The organism is Desulfothermus naphthae, from assembly GCF_054657475.1.
In genome coordinates this window covers 270,432-292,588 of record NZ_BAAHYQ010000001.1, presented here as the reverse complement: position 1 = coordinate 292,588, position 22,157 = coordinate 270,432, and the positions used below count along the sequence as shown (strand labels likewise).

At 34.2% G+C, this 22,157-nt stretch carries 15 protein-coding genes; 11 read left to right on the top strand and 4 right to left on the bottom strand.

Annotation, left to right across the window (positions count from 1 at the left end):
• Positions 1–91: 91 nt before the first annotated feature.
• Complete coding sequence (gene lon, locus ACYQ1E_RS01365; protein WP_459874872.1) at positions 92–2,119, bottom strand: endopeptidase La; 2,028 nt, start codon at positions 2,117–2,119, stop codon at positions 92–94.
• Positions 2,120–2,396: 277 nt separating this feature from the next.
• Between lon and ACYQ1E_RS01360 the strand changes: the two genes are divergently transcribed.
• The 7 genes from ACYQ1E_RS01360 (at position 2,397) to ACYQ1E_RS01330 (ending at position 9,513) form a co-directional block, all read left to right on the top strand.
• Complete coding sequence (locus ACYQ1E_RS01360; protein WP_459874871.1) at positions 2,397–2,576, top strand: hypothetical protein; 180 nt, start codon at positions 2,397–2,399, stop codon at positions 2,574–2,576.
• 71 nt (positions 2,577–2,647) lie between these two features.
• Positions 2,648–3,124: a hypothetical protein gene (locus ACYQ1E_RS01355; RefSeq protein WP_459874870.1), complete on the top strand. Its 477-nt coding sequence runs from the start codon at positions 2,648–2,650 to the stop codon at positions 3,122–3,124.
• Positions 3,125–3,140: 16 nt separating this feature from the next.
• The gene (locus ACYQ1E_RS01350; RefSeq protein ID WP_459874869.1) at positions 3,141–3,695 is read left to right on the top strand and encodes a hypothetical protein; all 555 of its coding nucleotides are present in this window, start codon (positions 3,141–3,143) and stop codon (positions 3,693–3,695) included.
• A 289-nt stretch (positions 3,696–3,984) separates the two neighbouring features.
• Complete coding sequence (locus tag ACYQ1E_RS01345; protein WP_459874868.1) at positions 3,985–5,799, top strand: SLC13 family permease; 1,815 nt, start codon at positions 3,985–3,987, stop codon at positions 5,797–5,799.
• A 60-nt stretch (positions 5,800–5,859) separates the two neighbouring features.
• Positions 5,860–6,690 carry a cytidylate kinase-like family protein gene (locus ACYQ1E_RS01340; RefSeq protein WP_459874867.1) on the top strand — a complete coding sequence of 277 codons (831 nt, stop codon included), beginning with the start codon at positions 5,860–5,862 and terminating at the stop codon, positions 6,688–6,690.
• Positions 6,691–6,711: 21 nt separating this feature from the next.
• Positions 6,712–8,127, top strand: coding sequence for a sensor histidine kinase (locus ACYQ1E_RS01335; protein WP_459874866.1), 1,416 nt, complete (start codon positions 6,712–6,714; stop codon positions 8,125–8,127).
• Between the two features lie 33 nt (positions 8,128–8,160).
• Complete coding sequence (locus ACYQ1E_RS01330; protein ID WP_459874865.1) at positions 8,161–9,513, top strand: sigma-54-dependent transcriptional regulator; 1,353 nt, start codon at positions 8,161–8,163, stop codon at positions 9,511–9,513.
• 11 nt (positions 9,514–9,524) lie between these two features.
• On the opposite strand, the gene ACYQ1E_RS01325 is transcribed toward ACYQ1E_RS01330, so the two are convergent.
• Positions 9,525–12,215, bottom strand: coding sequence for a bifunctional acetate--CoA ligase family protein/GNAT family N-acetyltransferase (locus ACYQ1E_RS01325; protein ID WP_459874864.1), 2,691 nt, complete (start codon positions 12,213–12,215; stop codon positions 9,525–9,527).
• 205 nt (positions 12,216–12,420) lie between these two features.
• On the opposite strand from ACYQ1E_RS01325, the gene acs reads away from it, so the two are divergent.
• From acs to ACYQ1E_RS01305, 4 genes are all read left to right on the top strand, one after another.
• Positions 12,421–14,442, top strand: a complete 2,022-nt coding sequence (gene acs / locus ACYQ1E_RS01320; RefSeq protein ID WP_459874863.1) for an acetate--CoA ligase — start codon at positions 12,421–12,423, stop codon at positions 14,440–14,442.
• A 409-nt stretch (positions 14,443–14,851) separates the two neighbouring features.
• Complete coding sequence (locus ACYQ1E_RS01315) at positions 14,852–16,663, top strand: IS1634 family transposase (RefSeq protein ID WP_459874731.1); 1,812 nt, start codon at positions 14,852–14,854, stop codon at positions 16,661–16,663.
• A gap of 304 nt (positions 16,664–16,967) precedes the next feature.
• On the top strand, positions 16,968–17,408 hold the full coding sequence (locus ACYQ1E_RS01310) for a secondary thiamine-phosphate synthase enzyme YjbQ (protein ID WP_459874862.1): 441 nt from the start codon (positions 16,968–16,970) through the stop codon (positions 17,406–17,408).
• A 219-nt stretch (positions 17,409–17,627) separates the two neighbouring features.
• Complete coding sequence (locus ACYQ1E_RS01305) at positions 17,628–18,791, top strand: acyl-CoA dehydrogenase (protein ID WP_459874861.1); 1,164 nt, start codon at positions 17,628–17,630, stop codon at positions 18,789–18,791.
• Positions 18,792–18,818: 27 nt separating this feature from the next.
• Here ACYQ1E_RS01305 and ACYQ1E_RS01300 read toward each other — a convergent pair whose 3' ends face one another.
• On the bottom strand, positions 18,819–19,736 hold the full coding sequence (locus ACYQ1E_RS01300; RefSeq protein WP_459874860.1) for an HpcH/HpaI aldolase/citrate lyase family protein: 918 nt from the start codon (positions 19,734–19,736) through the stop codon (positions 18,819–18,821).
• Positions 19,687–22,113: a ComEC/Rec2 family competence protein gene (locus tag ACYQ1E_RS01295; protein ID WP_459874859.1), complete on the bottom strand. Its 2,427-nt coding sequence runs from the start codon at positions 22,111–22,113 to the stop codon at positions 19,687–19,689. The genes ACYQ1E_RS01300 and ACYQ1E_RS01295 overlap by 50 nt, the downstream gene beginning before the upstream one ends.
• Positions 22,114–22,157 lie beyond the last annotated feature (44 nt).

Genomic DNA, 22,157 nt, shown 5'->3' with positions numbered 1-22,157 from the left:
GTTTGTCAATAAAAAAATATGTAACATTTTGAAACATGTATTGAACAATGTTTCTCTATTTGTATTATTTAGGGGAAGATAGAAGGTATTGTTACTTTGAAAATATTTTATCAAGTATTTCAGATAACTCCTTAATAAAGATTATATTTATTCCGCTGGTTATACTATTTGATATTGAAGAAAAATCCCTCTTATTTTTTTCAGGCAGGATAACGGTTTTTACGCCTGCTATTTTGGCTGCAAGGAGTTTTTCCCTTATTCCACCAACTGGGAGAACCCGTCCTGAAAGTGTTATTTCACCGCTTAAGGCTACATCGCTTCTACATTTTTTGTTTGTTATAAGAGAGATAAGAGCTGCAAATATGGGTAGACCAGCAGAAGGTCCGTCCTTGGGAATTGCTCCTGCTGGCACATGAATATGAATATCCTGGGATTTAAAAAAATCTGCAGATATCTTGAATAAATGGATATTTGATTTTATAAAACTCAAGGCCGCTTGTGCTGATTCTTTTAAAACATTTCCCAGAGATCCAGTAAGAATCAAATTGTCTGAGCCAGCCATTTTTGTGGCTTCTATAAATAATATCTCTCCACCAAAAGGAGTCCATGCAAGTGCTGTGGCTACCCCTACTCTATCTTTTACATCTACCATGGTTGGTTTAAATTTTGGTGGTCCTAAAAATTCTTCAACTTTATTTACATCAATTGTTAAAGGCGACTTTAGTGATATTTCTCGCTCTAATATGTTTCTGGCTGTCTTTCTGCAGATGGATGAGATTTGTCTTTGTAAATTTCTAAGTCCTGCTTCTTTTGTATATTCTTTTATGATTTTTTTTATAGCATCTTCTTTAAATTCAATATCATAATCCTGTAGTCCATTTTCAACTATTTCTTTTGGAATTAAATATTTTTTGGCAATTTCCACTTTTTCCTCTTCCAGATAACCTGGCACACTTATTATTTCTAAACGATCTAAAAGGGGATCAGGAATATTATCAATGGTGTTAGCTGTAGCTATGAACATCACCTTGGATAGATCAAAGGGTATGTCTAAATAGTGGTCCACATAATTTTTATTTTGTTCAGGATCCAATATTTCAAGTAGAGGAGCAGATGGATCTCCTTTGAAATCCTGTCCTATTTTATCTATTTCATCTAACATAAACACTGGATTTTTTGAACCAGCACGCCTTATTTCCTGAATTATCCTGCCTGGCAAGGCGCCCACATAACTCCTTCTGTGCCCCCTGATGTGGGCCTCATCTTTTACTCCAGCTAGGGAGATTCTGATAAATTTTCTTCCCATGCTCTTTGCGATTGAAGTTCCAAGGGAGGTCTTTCCTGTGCCAGGGGGGCCAACAAAGCAGAGGATTGGACCTTTGTTTTCAAACAAAATTCTATGATTTTCCAGGGCATTTTCTACAGTGGAAATAATTTCTTCTAATTTTAATGGTTTTGACAAAAATTGAAAAGAACCCTTTTTCATGGCTTCAACCGCTGCATTAACAGTTGCATATCCAGTAATTATTATGACTTCAGTTGATGGATGACTTTTTTTCGCCTGTTCAAGTACTGATAGTCCATCAATCTCCTGCATCTTTAGGTCCGTTATTATTACATCAAAATTGTGATGAGACAAGAGCGAAATGGCCTCTTCCCCACTTAGGGCAGAATAGACTTCATATTTTTGTTTCTCAAGAACATGCTTTATATTCATGCAAGTGAGTTTTTCATCGTCCACAACCAATATCTTAAATTTTTTCTTATTTTTCAAAATCCTCACTGCTATATGCTCAAGTATTCTATCCTTAATATCCTGAAGTCCGTAATGTTGCTCATCTAATATCTCTGCTGCCCTATTTATATCTAAATTGTCTTTGGTCATCGTATTCCAGGGAAGAGATAATAAATAATCAATATAATTAATACCAATTGTGTATTCTGCTGATGATTCTGAGATAAACTTTATTCTATCCAACTCCTTTAAAGCCACCTTCTTCACATACTCAGGCAGATTTTTATCTTTAATCTCACTCCTTAATTTTCCCAGCTCATCTATAGTTTGCTCGTGAAATTGTTCTGGTATTTTTTTGTCTTCCTTTTTTTTAAAAAAAATCATGACTACTCCTATTTTTTTAACATTCTTCTGATTAATTCTATAGACGAGCTTTAATTAAAAGTTAAGTGTTAAAAAATGAAACATAGGTAAATTATAATATGTTACTAATAGTAAGTAATTGAAATCAATAAACAAAAAGAAATATTTATTAGATAGTGTTGCTTTTTGAAATATATTTGTTATTTCATATTATATAAAATCTATTTGATTTCAGCTAGTTACATTTCTGGCATTACTTTTGCTTCATCATATATAAAGTAAAAAAAGGAGGTTTAAAATGTTGCAAAAAGAAACTATATTAAGGAAATTGGAAAAAATTATGATGGCAGTAACCTTTGCTGAGGCCAATTTAAGAGAGATGGCCTTGAGTTTTTTAGATGAAAAGAAAAAGGATATTAGAAAAGAAAAGGCACACAGGGTTGAGAAATTAAGAAAGAGAGACGAGATGAGGCTGTAGGGATGTGTTCAATCAGGAAAGGTGATTTTTCTTGCAATACCTTTCCAAATCTTACTTACAGGGGGGTCTTTATGAAGAGGATTTTAGTGGCTTCTTATGGACTGAATCCAGATTCAAAAACTGTTTGTTACTCATTAGATCTAGCAAAGCAGCTTGGTTTGGAAGTGGAGTTTTTTGAAGTGGTGCCTGAAAAAAATAAAAAGCCATCTATTAAGATAGTAGGCCCCCTTAAATTGCTTAAATCATTAATGGAAGACGCCATGGTAGCTGTTACATATGCGGAACATCAAGAACATGAGATGGCAAGGGAAATTGTAAATCAGGCAATGGAGAATTTAAAACCCTACCTATCAAAGATTCAAAAGGCGGATTTGAAAGTGGATCTAGTAATAAGGATAGGTGATTTTGTAAAAGAAGTGGTAAAGCGTGTAAGGGAAAGAAAAGAGATTATTTTAACTGTTATTGCTATAAGTAAGACACATAGGGAAAAAGTTTTAGAAAAACTTAAACAAGAATTGGATATCCCAATTATTGTTATAGAAACTTAAATTTAGGGAGGTAGTTATGGGAATTTTTGATAAATTTAAAAAAAAGGCAAAAAAAACAAAAGAAGAAATTACAAAATATCAGGATGCCATTGCCTTTGCTGAAGAAGGCAGGCATGAGGAAGCCACTCAGTTTTTGGAGGAAAACAGGAAAGATTTTCAAATACAACCCAAATTATTAGTTATAGGACATGGAAACACCTTTTCTTCAACTGTTATTGAGTACTCAATTGATATGGCAAAGAGATTGGGGTATGAGATCGTGGCCTTAAATACAGCATCAATTGGCGATGGTTTGCCTGTAAAAAGCCTTGAGCGAAAAAAACTCAGACAGGAGTTTTTAGATGCATGCGAAAAGAATATTCAGGGGTTTAAAAATAGGGTTAAAAAAGAAGGATTAAATTTTTCCCACAAGGTAAAATTTTTAGACAAAGAAGATGCCTTGGAAGAGATAAAAAATGAAATTCAAGGAATTGAGTTTGTAATATCTGATACTGAAAGGGACTTTGTAGTTGCACAAGATAAAAACAGACAAAAACAACGGCCAGCTGTTTGCGTATACTCAATGGTATAAAATGTTTTAATTTATGGAGGTTGGATAAATATGGATATTACCTTTTATTTGAAATTAGCATTAATAGGAGTATTTTTGGGGTTTTGTTATGTTTTTAGGCATGAAAACAAAAAAGGTTAAATTTTTTTAAAATTGAGTGAGGGTGGGAACATGGTTTAGTGAGGTGGTTAAGTTGGGTACATTTTCAGATTTATTAAGGCGGTTCTGCTTAAAAAGAGGTCCTCTTTTTGATTTTAGAAGAGGACCTTTTGGTGTGTTTGGAGTTTGTAAAAAAATTTAGGAGGAACATATGTCACCAGATATGATTCTTACTATGATAGTGCTCGCATTTGCTATATTACTATTTGTTTTTGAATGGGTCAGGGTAGATGTTGTTGGAATTATAATGATGGTCTTACTTCCCTTACTTGGTCTGGTAACCCCAAAAGAGGCATTTATTGGTTTGAGTTCCAATGCAGTATGTTCGATTATAGCAGTTATTATTATTGGTGCTGGATTAGATAAAACTGGAGTGATGAATAAGGTGGCAAATCCTATAATAAAGTTAGCAGGAAATAGTGAAAAAAGGATAATTATACTCATATCAGGAACAGTTGGAATTATTTCCTCAATGATGCAAAATATTGGAGCAGCGGCACTTTTTTTGCCCGCAGCCCAGAGAATTGCAAAAAGGACAGGAGTCCCCATATCAAGAATCCTGATGCCAATGGGATTTTGTGCAATTATAGGTGGTACATTAACCCTTGTTGGTGCCAGTCCCACTATCCTCTTAAATGATTTAATGGTGTTAAATGGCGAAAAACTAAAGCCCTTTGGTCTGTTCACTCAAACGCCAATAGGTGTTTGTCTCCTTGCATCTGCTATAATTTATTTTGTTTTTTTTGGGAAATACATCTTACCCTCAGGTGAAGGTCAGGCTGATAAGGGAATTTCCGACCTTCTTATGGAGGCCTACAGAGGGCTTGAGAGTGTTTTTGAACTAGATATTCCAGAGAGTTTTGATGGTCCAAAGACCTTAGAAGAATTGGCCATAAGAGAAAAATTTTTAGTTACAGTAGTGGGTATATATTTTTCCAAGAAAAAAGATAGGACCCTTGTTCCAAGAAGTACGGACAAACTTTCTCCTGGTGATACAATTGCGGTAGTTGGGAAGAGAAAGAACGTGGAAATTATGGCAGGGGAGCTTAATTTTAAATTAAAAGACCAATTGGAAGTATTTGCAGAAGATCTTGCCAGGACGAATGCAGGCCTTGCAGAGGCTATAGTGTCTCCACGTTCTGAGCTAATAGGCAAGACCTTAAGTGAGATAAACTTCAAAGAGCTCTTTGGAGTTAACCCAGTAGCCCTATTTAAGGGAAACAAAATATTTTATTCTGGGCTTACCAATATAAGGCTTAGCATGGGAGATACTTTACTATTATTTGGCCCATGGGCAAGGTTTCATATACTTAAAAACAGACCCCAGCCAAGGCCCCTTAGTTTTGCTTCTCCCCTTGAAGGAGAGATATTAAAGCCTCAAAAGGCAAAATGGGCTGTATTTTGGTTGATATTGGCCCTATCCCAGATAATCTTCTTCAAGGTTAAATTATCTGTTGCACTCATGTCTGGTGCCCTTGGAATGATAATAACTGGAGTATTGACAGTAGATGAGGCCTATCAATCAGTCGACTGGATGACGGTATTTTTGCTTGCAGGACTAATCCCCCTTGGAATTGCCTTTGAAAAAACAGGGACTGCATCTTTTATTGCCCATAAGATCCTGGAAATTATAGGTAAGCCCTCGCCAATAGTCCTGCTTGGAGTTGTGGGGCTTCTCACTTCCTTTTTTACCTTGGTTATATCCAATGTTGGTGCCACAGTTTTGCTTGTTCCCCTATGTATGAACATGGCGGTTATGGCAGGTGGTGATCCAAGGATGGCGGCCCTGGTTGTGGGACTTTCTGCATCAAATACCTTTGTACTCCCAACCCATCAGGTAAATGCACTGGTAATGAGACCTGGTGGATATAGAACAGTGGACTATGCCAAGGCAGGTGCCATTATGACTGTATTGTTCCTTGCAGTGGAACTTACAGTTATATACTTTTTCTATGGAATTAAATAATAAAATCAATGGAGGACTTCTGGTCCTCCTATTTTTCCATCAAAAGGGAGGGACTTTATTATGGCAATTATTACTGTTTCCAGAGGAAGTTATAGCTTTGGGAGAATAATATCAGAGAAAGTGGCACAAGTTTTAGGTTATAAATGTATTAGTAGAGAAATCCTGGTTGAAACTGCCTCTAAGCACCATGTTCAACAAAAAGACCTTTTTAAGGCCTTGCACGACTCTCCTTCTTTTTTTGAAAACAAAAAAAACAGAGAAAAATATCTAAACATGATAAAGGCAACTCTTATAAAACATGCAATGGAAGATAACATCATATATCATGGTAATGCAGGACATTTTCTCCTGCCAAATATATCCTGTCTCTTAAAAGTACGTCTAGTTGCTGATCTCAATGAGAGGATTGAACTTGTAATGAAATTAAAAAACATAAATGAGAATGAAGCAAAAAAAGAGATAGAAAATGAAGATAGACAAAGAGCTCAGTGGACTAAAATACTATACAATCAGGACTTAAATTCTCCATTTTTATATGATATAATTATTCATATACAAAAGATCGATATAGATAAGGCCTGTGATATTATCTGTAATATTATTAAAGATGATAGATTCAATATGACTGATATGTGTAAGAAAAAATTAATAGATGAATATATATTAACTCTGGCAAAAATTGAATTATTCGATGAAAGTATTGAAGATATGAGTATTCAAGATAGAATTTTAAAAATAAAAGTCAAATTACCAAAGATAAGAAAAACAAATCCTGTATCTCCTAGTTTAGAAAAAGATATAAATAAATCGATAATAGACGATACTATACTGTCTATTTATAAAAGATTAAAAAATATACCTTATTTGAAGGATATAATGTTTGAAATTTAATCTTTGGGAGAAATTTTTAATATGAAAATAAGTATTAGAAAAAAAATTATAATTACATTTTTAATTTTATTTTTTATATCAATATCCATATCTATCTTTGGTTTTTATAATTATAATAAATTAAATCATAAAATCAGTTTAATAGAAAAAAAAAGGGAACTTTTAAATTATATATTGGAAGCCAGAAGATATGAAAAAAATTTTTTTATAAAAAAGGACAAAAAGGATCTAGAATATGCCATTAATTTTTTAGAAAAAGCAGATTCTCTTTTTGTCTTGATATCGCAAGAAATGGGGAAGTATGCTGAAAGTTCCAATATCCAGGACCATATGAGTCTTGTTAGAGATTATAAGAGTGCATTAATTTTACTTTTAAATAAAATTAAACACTCCTCTGTTATAGCTCCTAAAGAGATCGAGCTAGTCAGGCAAAAAGGACATAATTTGACTGCCACAATGGAGAATGCAATTAATAGAGAAAAAGGGGCCATAAAGGGATTACTTATAAAATCTAAAACATATTTGTATCTAAGTATAATTTCAATGGTCGGCGTAACAATTATTATCTTAATTTTTTTACTTATCAATGTTAATCGACCATTAAAGCAGATTGAAAATGCTATAAAAAGAATTATTATTGGAGATTATGAGGCCCTACCCAGGATAAAGACAGGGGACGAGTTTGAACGTTTGGCACTTACATTAAATAAACTCTTATCAGAAATGAAAAAGAGGAGTGAGCAACTGCTTCAGAGTGAGAAGATGGCGGCCCTGGGCACATTGACTTCTGGAGTTGCTCATGAGTTAAATAATCCTCTAAATAACATATCTACATCTCTCCAGATAGTTTTGGAAGAACTAGATGAAGGAGATATAGAGTATCAGAGGGAGCTTTTAAAAGAATCTTTAGTTCAAGTTGACAGGGCCCAGGATATTGTAAAGAATCTCTTAGAATTCTCAAGGGAAACTACCTTCAGCACTAGCGAAGAGAGTATCCTCCATCTTGTAAAAAATACCCTAAAATTAGTTCAAGGTGAAGTGCCCTCCAATGTGAGTATTTTAGTTGACGTTTCAGAAGACCTTAAGGCAATGGTAGATCCAAGGCGGATGCAACAGGTCTTTTTGAATCTTATTTTAAATGCAATCCAGGCAATGGAAAAACAGGGAGGACAGATTCATATCAGGGCACAAAAGGATGAGAAACGTGAGGGGATAATAATAGAAGTAGAAGACAATGGACCAGGTATTCCAGAGGATATTCTCCCAAAAATATTTGATCCCTTTTTTACCACAAAAAAAGTGGGTAAGGGATCAGGACTGGGCCTGTCTGTATCACAGGGTATAATAGCAAAACATGGGGGAGAGATCTCTGTTAAAAGTGAGGTTGGAAAGGGAACTTGTTTTACAATTTTTTTGCCTTACAAGTCAAATAATTGAGAATTCATTTTAATGAAACAAGGGATATTGGAAATGGACCAGAGAGAATTTAAGATTTTGGTTGTTGAAGACGAAGACATAGCACGAAAAAATTTGCACAGGATCCTTTCAAAAGAGGGATATGTTATAGAGAGTGTGGCAAGTGGAAAGGAAGCTATTGACCTTATAAATAAAAAGGAATTTGATTTAGTTGTAACAGACCTTAAGATGGAAGGCATAGATGGAATGGAAGTTTTAAAATATGTAAAATCAAAGGCTCCTTATACTGAAGTAATCATGATAACAGGGTATGCCACAGTTGATTCAGCAGTTACAGCTATGAAGGAAGGGGCCTTCCATTATATTGCAAAACCTTATAAATTAGATGAAGTTAGGGGAATAGTAAAACAGGCCCTTATAAAAAGGGGATTGCAACTTGAAAATATAGAACTTCGAAAAAAATTAACCCAGAAAAGACCATCTGTTGAACTTATAGGAAAGTCAAAGCAATTTTTAAAGGTAGTAGAGCTGGCAAAACAGGTGGCAGTTACAGATGCAAATGTCTTAATATTAGGAGAATCAGGCACAGGAAAAGAACTTCTGGCAAAGTATATTCACTCCATAAGCAGGAGATCAAACAAAAAGTTTGTGGCCTTTAATTGTGGGGCATTTACTGAAGAATTGATCGCAAATGAACTCTTTGGCCATGAGAAAGGGGCGTATACTGGCGCAGACTCTACTAAAAAAGGACTTATTGAGGTAGCTGATGGAGGTACTCTTTTTTTAGATGAAATTGGGGATATGCCAATATCTATGCAGGTTAAATTGCTTAGAGCTATTCAGGAAAGGGAAATTTTAAGGGTCGGTGGAACAGAGCCAATTAAAGTGGATGTAAGGTTTATCGCTGCAACCCACAGGGACCTACAGGTGGAGGTAGAAAAAGGGAATTTTAGACAGGATCTCTATTATAGACTAAATGTGGTCTCATTAAAAATTCCACCCTTGGCTGAGAGGAAAGAAGACATACCCCTTCTGGCTAATTATTTTTTAAAGAAAAAGTCAATAGAGATGGAAAAAGATGTGAAATATATATCACAAAAGGCCATGAATATTTTATTAAATTATTCATGGCCTGGCAATGTAAGGGAGCTTGAAAATGTAATAGAAAGGGCAGTTGCCCTTGCAAATAAAGCTGAGATTACTCCTGATTTACTTCCTGAATATCTTCAAATATATGAAGTACATACATTTAGAAAAGACTCATCTAATATGCCCACCCTTGAACAAATAGAAAAGGACTACATCCTGTGGGTATTGGAAAAATGTGGAGGGAATAGGTCAAAGGCGGCTAAGATACTCGGCATTGACCGTGTATCCCTCTGGAGAAAATTGAAAAAATGGATTTAAAAACATCCTGATTATTCAGCTGGTAATTTCTCTATATCCAAGGTTAAGATTATAGTCCCAGCGTCATTGGGGTCAGACTTTATTTTAAATCCCAGCTTTTTACCTAGGGCCTGCATTGCCTTGTTATCCCTTAAAGTATATGCCATTAGTATTTTTGTACCTCTCATTTTGCAATATCTTATCATTTTATCCAAAAGAATAGTCCCAAGTCCTTTTAGTTTTAGATCTGACCTAACAACTATAGAAAATTCTGCAGTAGTATTGTCTGGATCAAAATATGCTCTAACTTCTCCTATGGTTTGGTCCTTATCTTCTCCTTCATTTAAATTTATGGCAATAAATGCCATTTCCCTATCATAATCTATCTGTGTCAAATGAGCCAGTTGAGAATGGGTGAATTCATGTACAAATGCAAAAAATCTCATCCTGATATCATATTCTGATAGTTTATTCATAAATCTCTTATGTTTCTCTTCATCCTCAGGTCTGATGGGTCTGAGAAGCACATTTAATCCTGAAGGTAAGGAGACATATTCTTCTAAATACTCTGGATATGGCCTTATGACTAACCTTGCAGCACCTGTTAAGTTGGTTTCAGCAATTTTGGCTTTTGCATCCAAAGCCAGGACACCGGAGGAGTCAGCAATAAGAGGGTTAATGAAAATTTCCTTAATCTGAGGGACGTCAATTGTTAATTGAGATAGTTGAACAAGGGTGAGTCTTAAAGCATCTAAATCAACTCTGCCACTTGATGCTGCTTCTTTAAGATGTCTTGAAATTTGAGTATGGGCAATAACCTCTTTTGCCAGGGTCATATTAAGGGGTGGGAAACCTGCAGCCAGGTCCCTGTTTATATCTGATCCTCCTTGTCCAAAAAATATAACAGGGCCAAAGGTTTCATGTTCATAAAAACCTGCAGCAAGTTGAAAAACATCAGGTCTTCTGAACATCTTTTGCACAATGAATCCATCAATTTGAGCTTCAGGTCTATTTTTTATTGCTCGGGCTAATATGGCCTCTGCAGCCTTTTTTACATCATCTTCTTTTTCAAGATCCCAAACAACAGCTCCTATTTCCTGGGGATCCTGTATGTCTTTAGATGAGATTTTAATACACAGGGGAAAACCGATCTCTCTTGCAATTAAAGGCACATCTTCAAGAGATTCAACAAATCGACTCTCTACCATTTTTATTGAATAAAGGGATAAAATCTCTTTTATTTCTGGCAAGCTTAAGGTGTCTCTATTTTCTTTTAAGGCATTTTTTACAATTATTTTTGCTGGCTCTGGATTTGGTATAAATTCCTTTGGCACAGAGTCTGGGGTCTCCATAAGTAATTTTTGATTTCTCCTGAATTTTACAATATCCATGAAAATCCTAACTGCTTCTGCAGGGGTTTCGTAAGTTGGAATATTAGATATGGCAAAAATCCTCCTAGCTTCTTTAGGTGCATTTTCCCCAAGCCAAACTGTGAATATATTCTTTCTGCTCTGTCCAATAGTATTGACTATTGCCCCTGCCACATCTGTAGATGAGACGAATGCAGAAGGGACATGGATAACCAGTATTGCGTCAACATTTTTGTCTTTTAGAAGTATTTTTAAAGTTTTTGAGTATATTTCACTGGGAGCATGATCCATAATTCTTAAAGGATTTTTCCCATAAAAAGTATCGCCTATTTCTTGTTTTAAAATTTCAAGGGTTTTGTCCTCTAAATCAGCTAAGGTACCTCCCTCATTAATCAACATATTTTTGGCCATCATGGCTGGACCGCCGCCATTGCTTAATATAGCCATTTTATCCCCTCTAAGGGGTTTTGACCTTGCCAGGGTTTCTACAGCATTAAACAGCTCGTCTACTTCATACACCCTTAACATACCCGCTCTTCTAAATAGAGCATTATAGATAAGTTCTGAATCTATTTTTATTCCATTGTGCAGGATTATGTTTGAATCTTCCTCTCTTAAAGGGCTGCCTTTTATAACTATAAGAGGTTTGTTTCTCGAGGCCGATCTCGCTGCTGAGATAAATTTTCTGGGATTTTTTATATCTTCAATATATAGCAAAATAGATGCGGTATAGGGATCTCCTGCAAGATAGTCTATTATTTCATCAAAATTTATATCCAGAGAATCTCCTAAAGAGAGGAATGTGGAAAAACCAATGTTTTTTGAATGCGCCCAATCTAATACTGCCATGCCAAGAGAATCTGATTGAGATATAAAGGCAATTTGACCAGATGAGACTGTAGTTATACCAAAACTAGCATTTAACCCTATTCTTGGAACCATGATGCCGAGACAATTAGGACCTAATATTCTTAGGGAATATTTTCTTGCAATTTCTAAACACATTTTATCTAGAACCATGCCCTTTTCATAAAATTTGCTTAGATCTGTACTCATAATAAGAGCAGTTTTGCCCCCAATCTCTCCAAACTCCCTAAGATATAGAGGTATTGTTTTAGGTGGGGTGCAAATTATAGCTAGATCAGGTGTTATTGGTAGAGATGTGAGATCAGGATATGCTAATACCCCTGCAATGGCTTTATATTTTGGATTAATGGGAAGTATTGGTCCTGCAAATCCACCATTTAATAGGTTTTTCATAACTACGTTGCCAATACTTTTGGGCCTATTGGATGCACCTATAACAGCTATGGCCTTTGGCCTGAACAGATAATCTAAATCTTTTAAACTCATTTTTGTCTTCCCTAAAAAATTATAGTATGTCACTTTTAAAAATTAATTTGCGTTCCAAACTTTTCTTTTCTAAAATTCTTACTTTAAAAAGAAAAAAAATCAACTAACAAAAAAAATAATTGACAAAAAGAAAGACCTGTTGCAAAAAATTTTTATGATAGAAGAGATAAACCTTGTTTAAACCTTTAAAACAGGAAAGGGTGCTATGGAAGACATAGAGACAAAACATTATGAGGTAAGGTGGCAAGAAGAAGAATATTATTATTCTACTCCAGACTTTATTGGACAGGCAAATTGTACAGATAGTTCTGTTTATGACCGTTTCAGTCTAGACAATTTTCCAGAGTGTTTCAGAGAAATGGCAGAGCTACTAGATTGGGACAAATACTGGCATACTACCTTTGATCCTTCTGATGCCCCTTGCTGGAAGTGGTTTGTGGGGGGAAGATTAAATGCATGTTACAATTGTGTTGATAGACATCTTGCTAAATATAGAAATAAGGTGGCCATTTATTTTGTCCCTGAATTAGAGGAAGAGAGGATCCTTAAGATCACATATCAGGAGCTCTGGAGAAGGGTAAATGAAGTGGCAGCACTATTGAGAGATTTTTGTGGTTTAAAGGCAGGGGATAGGGTTACATTACATCTTCCAATGACACCTGAGTTGCCAATTACAATGCTTGCTTGTGCAAGGCTTGGGATAATACACTCTCAGGTATTTGCGGGTTTTAGCGGAAAGGCCTGTGGTGACAGGATTGTTGATTCTGAAAGTGAAATATTAATTACAATGGATGGTTATTACAGGTCTGGCAATTTACTTGATCACAAACAAAAGGCAGATGAGGCAGTAAAAACTGCAGAAGATAAAGGTCAGAAGGTCAAGAAGGTACTTATATGGCAAAGATATCCAGGCAAGTATTCTTCTCCAACACCACTAATTGAAGGCAGAGACTATATTATGAACGATGTGTTAAAGGACTATTATCACAAGGAAGTTGAACCAGTTTCAATGCCAGCTGATGGAATTTTATTTTTAATGTATACAAGTGGTTCTACAGGAAAACCCAAAGGAGTCCAGCATTCAATTGGTGGATACCTGGCCTATGTTACATGGATGTCAAAGGTAATTCAGGATATCCATCCAGAGGATGTGTACTGGTGTATGGCTGATATTGGATGGATTACAGGTCATTCTTTTATTGTATATGGTCCACTTGCACTTGCAGCATCCACAGTGGTTTATGAGGGCACGCCAACATATCCAGATCCAGGAAAACCTTGGAGAATAGCTGAAGAATTAGGGGTAAATATTTTCCACACTTCCCCTACCGCTATCAGGGCACTGAGAAAGGCTGGTGGCGAATTACCCCTTAAATACAATTATGAATTTAAACATATGACTACTGTTGGTGAGCCCATAGAACCAGAGGTATGGAGGTGGTACTATCATGTGATAGGAAAAGGCAAGGCAGTGATTGTGGACACCTGGTGGCAGACAGAGACTGGAGGTTTTCTGTGCTCCACTGTGCCCGCATTAAAGCCTATGAAACCAGGCAGTGCTGGTCCTGGAGTCCCTGGGATTCATCCTGTTATTTTAGACGATGAAGGAAATGAAATACAACCAGGTTCTGGGAGGGCTGGTAATATCTGTATCAAAAATCCTTGGCCAGGACTTATGCAGACTATCTGGAAAAATAGACAGAGATATGTGGATACCTATTATGCTAAATATTGCAAAAATCCTAATAGTAAAGATTGGAGGGATTGGCCATATATGGCTGGTGATGCTGCAGTTATAGCCAAAGACGGATATGTCAGGATTTTGGGTAGGGTAGATGACGTTATAAATGTAGCAGGTCATAGGCTTGGTACCAAAGAAATAGAATCTGCTGCACTTACAGTTGAAGAAGTTGCAGAAGCAGCAGTTGTTGCTGTTTATGATGAAATCAAAGGGACTGTTTCCCATCTCTATGTATCCCTTAAACCTGGATTTGATCCATCAGATGAGCTTGCCAAGAAGATATCAGATGCAGTTTCAGAGATTGTAGGAAAAATAGCAAAACCAGCAAGGGTATTTATTGTTCCTGATATGCCAAAGACCAGGTCTGGTAAGATTATGCGCAGGATCCTGGCTGCAATATCCAACAACAAACAAGATCTTGGTGATATTACAACCCTATCTAATCCTCATATAGTAGAGGAGATTAAAAAGATGGTGCAAGGGTAGTAAAAAATTCTGTGCTGATGTAGGGATTAATCTACCAGTTGGAAAACCTTGGATAAAATAAAGACATCAAAAGCTATAGGCGCTAATCTTAAACATGAAGGGAGGGGGAGAAGTAGAGTTTAAGATTAGCGCCTTTTTAATCTGAATCTATTTTAAAAAATTTTTTTATTTTAGACCATACATGCCATAAAAAATTAAAATGAAAAAAAAACACAAAAATTTTTTCCACATCTTAACCCAAGTTTGTCAAAATAATAAGATTTTTATAAAAAATTTGGTTGATTTTGTGATGCAAAATGCTATAATCTGTTGGAATTATTGAATTAAATTTTTTAAAAACTGAATGTAGTGGTAGAAAAAATATTTCGCATCTTGACAAAGAAAAACCGATTTGATATAATCCTTACCTATGTTTATCCGCAAAGTTAGAAAAACCGATCCCAAATCTGGAAAAACTTATTTCTACCATCAATTAGTAGAATCTTACAGAACCCCTGATGGTCCCAGGCAGAGAACTATTTTAAACCTTGGAAAACTGGATCTGTCCAGGGAGGAGTTAAAATTTCTTGCTAATAGAATTGAGGAATTATTAAAAGGACAATTGTCGTTATTAAAAGTCCCTGAAAAAATTGAAAAACCTGCAAGACGTTTTGCAGGTTTAATAAGAAAAAAAGCTCTTCAAAAGAGTGAGGAGAAAACAAAACATGAGGCTCATTGGAAGATGGTTGATGTTGCTTCAGTAAAAAACGAAGATGTCAGATGTGTTGGAGCAGAAGTTGTAGGGGCCTGGGCATATGATAAACTTATGATTACAAAAATTTTAAAGGAAATAGGTTTTAATAGAAAGGATATAGATAGAGCAAAAGTTCTTATAGTTGGGAGTCTGATAAATTGTGGGAGTGAGAGGGAAATTCATAAATGGTTTCACCGGTTAAGTGGGCTTGATGAGGTAATGAATATTGATGCAAAAGTGGTATCGCTATCCAGTTTATATAGGACTCTGGACAAGCTGATAGCCAATAAAGAAGCTATAGAAGAGAAGGTGGTAAAAAGAGAAAGAGAACTTTTTGGTCTTGGAGAACAGCTTATTTTATATGATCTGACTAATACATATTTTGAGGGGAAGGTTACAAGCTCAGAATTGTCAAAGAGAGGTCTATCTAAGGAGAAACGAAATGATAGGCCATTAGTGACAGTAGGTATAATACTTGATGAAGATGGTTTTCCCAAGGCCAGCAGGATTTTTCCTGGTAATGTGTCGGAAGCCTCAACACTGGAGAAGATTTTAGATGATTTTTTTATAAATTCTCCAAGATCGCTTACAGGCAAGCTTACAGTAGTTATAGATGCAGGTATAGCCACAGAAGAGAATTTAAAACTAATCAGAGCCAAAGGACTTGATTATATATGTGTAGACAGACGACGAGTAAAAGAACTTCCCTCAGGTGAAGAAAGTATAGTTCATGAGAGTAATAGTGGCAAAGTATATGCGATACGAGTAGAAGAGCCTGAAGAGGTATTTTTATATTGTAAAAGTAGCGGTAGGGCCAAAAAGGAAGAGGCAATAAAAAATCGTATTCAACTGCGCCTGGAAAAAGATTTACAAAGGCTCAAGCAATCTCTTACAAGAAAAGTAGGAATCAAAAGTTATCCGAAGGTACTGGAGAGGATAGGAAGAATAAAAGAGAAATACAGCAGTGTGTCGCAATTTTATGAGATTAAAGTAAAGGAAGAGAATGGCAAAGCAGTGGATATTTGCTGGAGAGTAAGAGATAAAGACAAACTTCATGTAAGATTTTCAGGAGCGTACAAACTTAGAACTTCCAGGACAGAGCTAAGTAATAAGGAATTATGGGAGATTTACAATCTTCTTTCAAATGTAGAAGCATCATTCAGGAGCTTAAAGAGTGAACTAAAATTAAGACCAATCTATCATAGAATAGATAAACGAATAACAGGTCATATTTTTTTAACCATATTAGCTTATCATCTGCTTTGTGTTATTCAAAGGAGATTGAGACAAAGAGGGATTTCAAAATTATGGGAAACAATAAGAAGAGAGTTAAGTACCATAATTAGAGTAACCACCACTATGATAACCCAGGAAGGTAAAACAATCCATCTGAGACAAATAACAGAATTAGAATCTTTTCAACTGGAGATATATAATGCCCTGGAACTTCCTTTAAAGCCTTTATCTAGCATTTTAAAAATTAATTGATAAATTTGTAGTGAAGAAAAAGATGATTGAATTCAATAATTACAATATCTTACAAAAAAAAGTGACAAACTTGGGTTAAATTCCTTCCAATAATTCTGAAATTAAAAATAGAGTTGAACAATATTATTTTTCATCCAGAAAATATTTTGGACCCCATTGGTAATTATAATTTTGGGTAATTTATTATTTAACTAAAAAAAGAAATATTTAAAATCTCTTTACAAAAGTAAAAGAGCAAAATAAATAAAACTAGATAGATAAAGGTAGACATATTTGAATGAATTTATGATTAAAGGGGGAGCTAATGGCAAGGTCTAATAATATATGTATCTATTTTCAAGATATTGAAATAGTTATGGAAAAGGGTATTGATATTAAGGACATTACTTTATTAATTGAGGAGATAATTAAAAAATCAGGAATAAAAAATGGGGTAGTTCATATAACTTCTATTGGATCTACTGGTTCTGTGACAACCATTGAGTATGAGCCTGGGGTGATTAAAGATTTAAAAGATATAATTAATGAAATAGTCTCACCTGATAGATATTATGAGCATGAAAAAGCATGGCATGACGGTAATGGACACAGCCATGTTCAGGCAGCAATAATTGGACCCTCTATTTCTGTTTCCATAAGAAATTATGAAATGGTTTTAGGCACATGGCAACAAATAGTCATTATAAATCACGACATAAAGCAAAGAACGAGAAAAATTACTGTAACAGTGGTAGGAAACACTTAAATTAAAATATTTTTTCCTTTCCATAATTTTTTACGACTGTTTGATCTAGAAATTAGAATAACCAAAAAAATTCAACTCAGGATGAGCCTAAAATTTTTCATTGTTTAGAAAGCAAATTTTTTTTTGGCTTGTCAGTTAGCAACAAAATTATTAATGTATTGCAGATAAGCCTTATAAAAGTGATTTAATTTCATAAAATTAATTCAAAGGAGTGGGAAGATGGGATTTTCTTTGACCAAAGAACAACTGTTAATCCAAAAAAGTGCCAGGGAGTTTGCCAGAAAAGAACTGCTTCCAAAGGCAGCTGAGAGAGACAAAAATGCAGAATATCCTGCTGACAGTCTAAAGATGATGGGTGAGCTTGGTTTTTTGGGGATGTTGGTTCCTGAAAAATATGGGGGTATGGGGGTAGATACAGTATCCTATGCACTGGCCTTGACTGAAATAGCATATGCTTGTGCCTCCACAGCAGTAATTATGTCTGTCCATAACTCACTTGCCTGTGGTTGTATATTATATCATGGCACAGAAGAGCAAAAACAGAAATATCTAGTTCCTCTGGCAAAGGGAGAATACATTGGTTCTTTTGCGCTCTCAGAGCCTGAGGCTGGTTCAGATCCTGCCAGTATGACTACGACCGCAAAGAGGGAAGGAGATTATTATATTTTAAATGGCACTAAAAGGTGGATAACTGGTGGTGCTACATCTTATCTTTTTATTGTTCTTGCTAAAACCAATCCAGAGGAAAGGCATAAAGGTGTCTCAGCATTTATTGTGACAAGGGATATGGAAGGTTTTGCTACTGGTAGGAAAGAAGATAAAATGGGACTTAAGGCTTCAGATACAACTGATATTATTTTTGACAATTGTAAAGTTCCTGCTGAAAATCTTCTGGGTAGAGAAGGTGAAGGATTTTACGTAGCCATGTCAGCCCTTGATGCTGGAAGGATAGGAATAGCTGCCCAGTCTTTAGGAGTTGGATGGGCTGCACTTGATCTGGCTGTGGAGTACTCAAAACAAAGGATTCAATTTGGAAAGCCTATTTGTGAAAACCAGGGGCTTAGATGGATGATTGCAGACATGGCCGTTGATGTGGAAGCTGCTAGACTCCTTGTGCTAAACGCTGCTGCAAAAAAAGATAGGGGAGAGGTGTGTTCAAAGGAGGCGTCCATGGCAAAACTTTTTGCCTCAGAGATGGCCAATAGGGTAACAGCTAATGCCCTTCAGATTCACGGTGGATATGGTTATACCAAAGAATTTACAATTGAAAGATTGTACAGAGACGCACGGGTATTTACAATCTATGAAGGCACATCTCAAATCCAGCGCATAGTTATTGCAAATGAGGTAATTGGAGATAAAAAGAAAAAAAAGAAAAAATAAAGTCAAAAAGGGGCATTAGCCCCTTACTTAACCTTTTATTTTGTGCGCTTTATCCAATATACTTTTGGCAAGCCTGTATGTTGCTCCATCAATCATCCTACCATCAATTGAAGCTGATCCCTTACCTGTTTTTATGGATTCTTCGTAAGTGTTAACTATTTTTTTACACCTTTGTATGTCTTCTTCATCTGGAGAATAAACTTTATTTATGATTTCAATCTGAGATGGATGAATAGCCCATTTTCCATCAAATCCAAGATACTTACTAATAAGACATGACCTTTTTAGCCCTTCTAAGTCCTTAAAATTTCCATAAGGGGCATCAATTGCCAAAACTCCCTTGGCCTTGGCAGCAACTGCAATTACACTCATTGGGTAATGGAACCTATGACCTGGATAAAACTCTTCTTCTTCCCCATGTCCACTAAATCCTTTAAAAAACATACCTAGAGAAACTGTGTAATCTGCTATACCAAAAACTAAAGACCTGATCCTCTCCGATGCATTAACGATTTCTTTGATATTCAAAATACCTTTGGCTGTTTCAATAGAAGGCTCTATTTCAATCTTTTTATTAAGACCAATAGATTCTTCAATTTGAGTAAGAAGAACATCTATCCAAATAATGTGTCTCTCAGACTCTACCTTGGGAATAACAACACTCTGTATCTTATTTCCAACATTTTCTATTACCTCAATTACATCTTTATAAGCAAAAGGAGATTCAACTTCATTTATTCTATAAGATATAACCTTATCTTGCAAATCTTCTGACGACAAAAAGTCAATTAACATCCTTCTTGCCTTATCTTTTTCCTCTAAACTCACACTATCTTCTAAATCATACATTATAAAATCCGCATTTAACCCCATGGATTTTATCAGCATCTTTTCTCTATTTGATGGCACTGAAATAGTAGATCTTTGAAGTATTACCTTGTTCATACACAACCCTCCTTTTTGGCAAAAAGGTTTTTAATTTGAAATATAATTTGTCATTTTTTCTAAATATAATATTTATACATCCTGAAATTTGTGTACTATAAACCTGTATATCTTGTTTTATAAAAAAATTTTTGTACTTATTCAAATAAATTTTAGATCTACTATAAGTGCCACCTGTTAATATAGCAACTTTTGGACTTATATTTTTTACAATCCATTGTACTACTTTGTTTCTTAATGTATGTGATGGTAAGACAACAACACTTGATTTTAGGTTTAACACTGGATATTTAGTAAGTAAATATTTATCAATTTTAGGCAATACAGTTAATATAGGATTTTTTTTGTATATTAATTTTATAATTAAATAATTGTCAGCATTATTTGCAACTTTTAAAATTTCCAATTGTAAATTGTTAGAAATAAAGATTACGGTGTGTTTTTTTATTGGATTTATTTTTATATCTCTTTTTTTTAATATAGTTAAGATGTATTTAATTTTTTTATCTATTTGCCCATTATAATAAAATTCATTTATTTTGTATTTTTTTGATATATAAAATAATCCCCCCATATGATAAATATTATTTCTAGTTAAAATTATTTTATCAAGTATCGGAAATCTAGTATAAGTTAAGATTGGAGATAACACATTTTTACCAAAATTAAACTTTCTATACCAACTTCCACCACAATCAATTAATATTCTTTTACCTTTATATTCTATTAATAAACCTTGTCCTCTCCCAACATCTAATACCTTTAAATTGACCTGTCCTTGTTTGTCATAAATATAATTTTTCATAAATGGAATTAAAAAAAATATAAGACTGAGTAGTATCAGATATTTTACTTTATGGTTATATTGGTTTATCTTTAAATAAATGGCAAATAAAAAAACATAAAATCCAATTATCATAAATGAATTTGGTCTTATAGTCACTAATGTAGGAAGAAGCCCATTTTTATTTAAAATTATAAGTGTCTTTATACAAAAAGATAAAATTTTATCACATATACTAAATAGTAACATTGAAATGAAATTTAAATAATCAATGAAAGAAATAATACTTGCTAAAAATATTAGAGGAAATATTAAAAGTCCTATAACTGGAATAAAAATTACATTAATATAACATGCTATATAAACTTCTCCAAAATAGTAATTAATTATAGGCAAAATTGATATATTAATTATTATAGAGATTATTAGAACGCTAACAATATAGAGTATAGCTTTATTTGAAATTAATTTTGTTAATTTTCTATTTATTGATGAATAGATGGTTATTATTATAACAACAGAAAGATAAGATAGTTGCAAACCAATATCAAATATACAATATGGATTTAAGATTAATAATATCAAAATAGATAAAGCAATTCCATCGATTATGGCATATTTGTGGTTGATAAAAAATAATGTACACCAGACAAGATACATAACAGATGCCCTAATTAATGAAGGTCTAGGTTCACTAACACATAAGAAAAATATAACTAAGGCACAAGAAATTAAACATGTTAATTTTTGTTTGGGAATATATAAATAAATATCTGGATAGATATAACTAATAAATATCACTAGACTAATACCAATAAGTGCCACAAAGCCAACATGTAGTCCAGATTGGGCGATAATATGTGAAAGGGAGGCCTGTCTAAATATTTTTGTGTCTTTATATGTTAAATAACTCCTATCGCCTATGATAAGGCTCAAAATAAATCCTTTGTTTTTTACTCCATTAAGGCATTTTAAAATTTTCTTTTTAACAAGTCTTTTAAATTTCCATAAAAAATAAGGACTTCCATATATTTTTATTTTGTTAGATATCTTGTAAGAGTATTGTACAAAAAAAATATTTTGCAAATAATATGTTTTTATGTATCCACTATTGCCAGGATTATTATAGGTGCGAAGTGGATGGAGTTTAAATCTTCCTTTTACATATTGACCAGGTAGAGGGGAGTTTGGAGAATTATATATTTTCCAGAGTATTTTATTTTTTAATTTTATTTTTTTGCCATTATGGGTAATCTCCACATTTTTTAAAACACAATAAGTCTTAAATTCAGGATAAGTGGTAATTTTCTCTACTTGTCCTTCCACTGTAACATAAGTATTTAAAGGGATTTTTTCAGGGTTCAAGAAAAAATCCTGGTGTATTTTACATAGCATATGGGAGATTAGAAATAAGCTAAATACTGTTATTATTATTTTTTTTGATTTTTCCCAGGTTATGAGATAAATGATAATAAGAATTAATATTATCGCTGGAATTAAATACAAACTTCCCCAAATTCCCAGGATAATGCTGATTAGATAATAGTGGAATGGTAAAAATGCATGGCCTTCTTGGGAATGTGGGCTGTTCATGAACTTGAGTTTTTGAGGTTATTTAATTAAGTTTTATTCACACT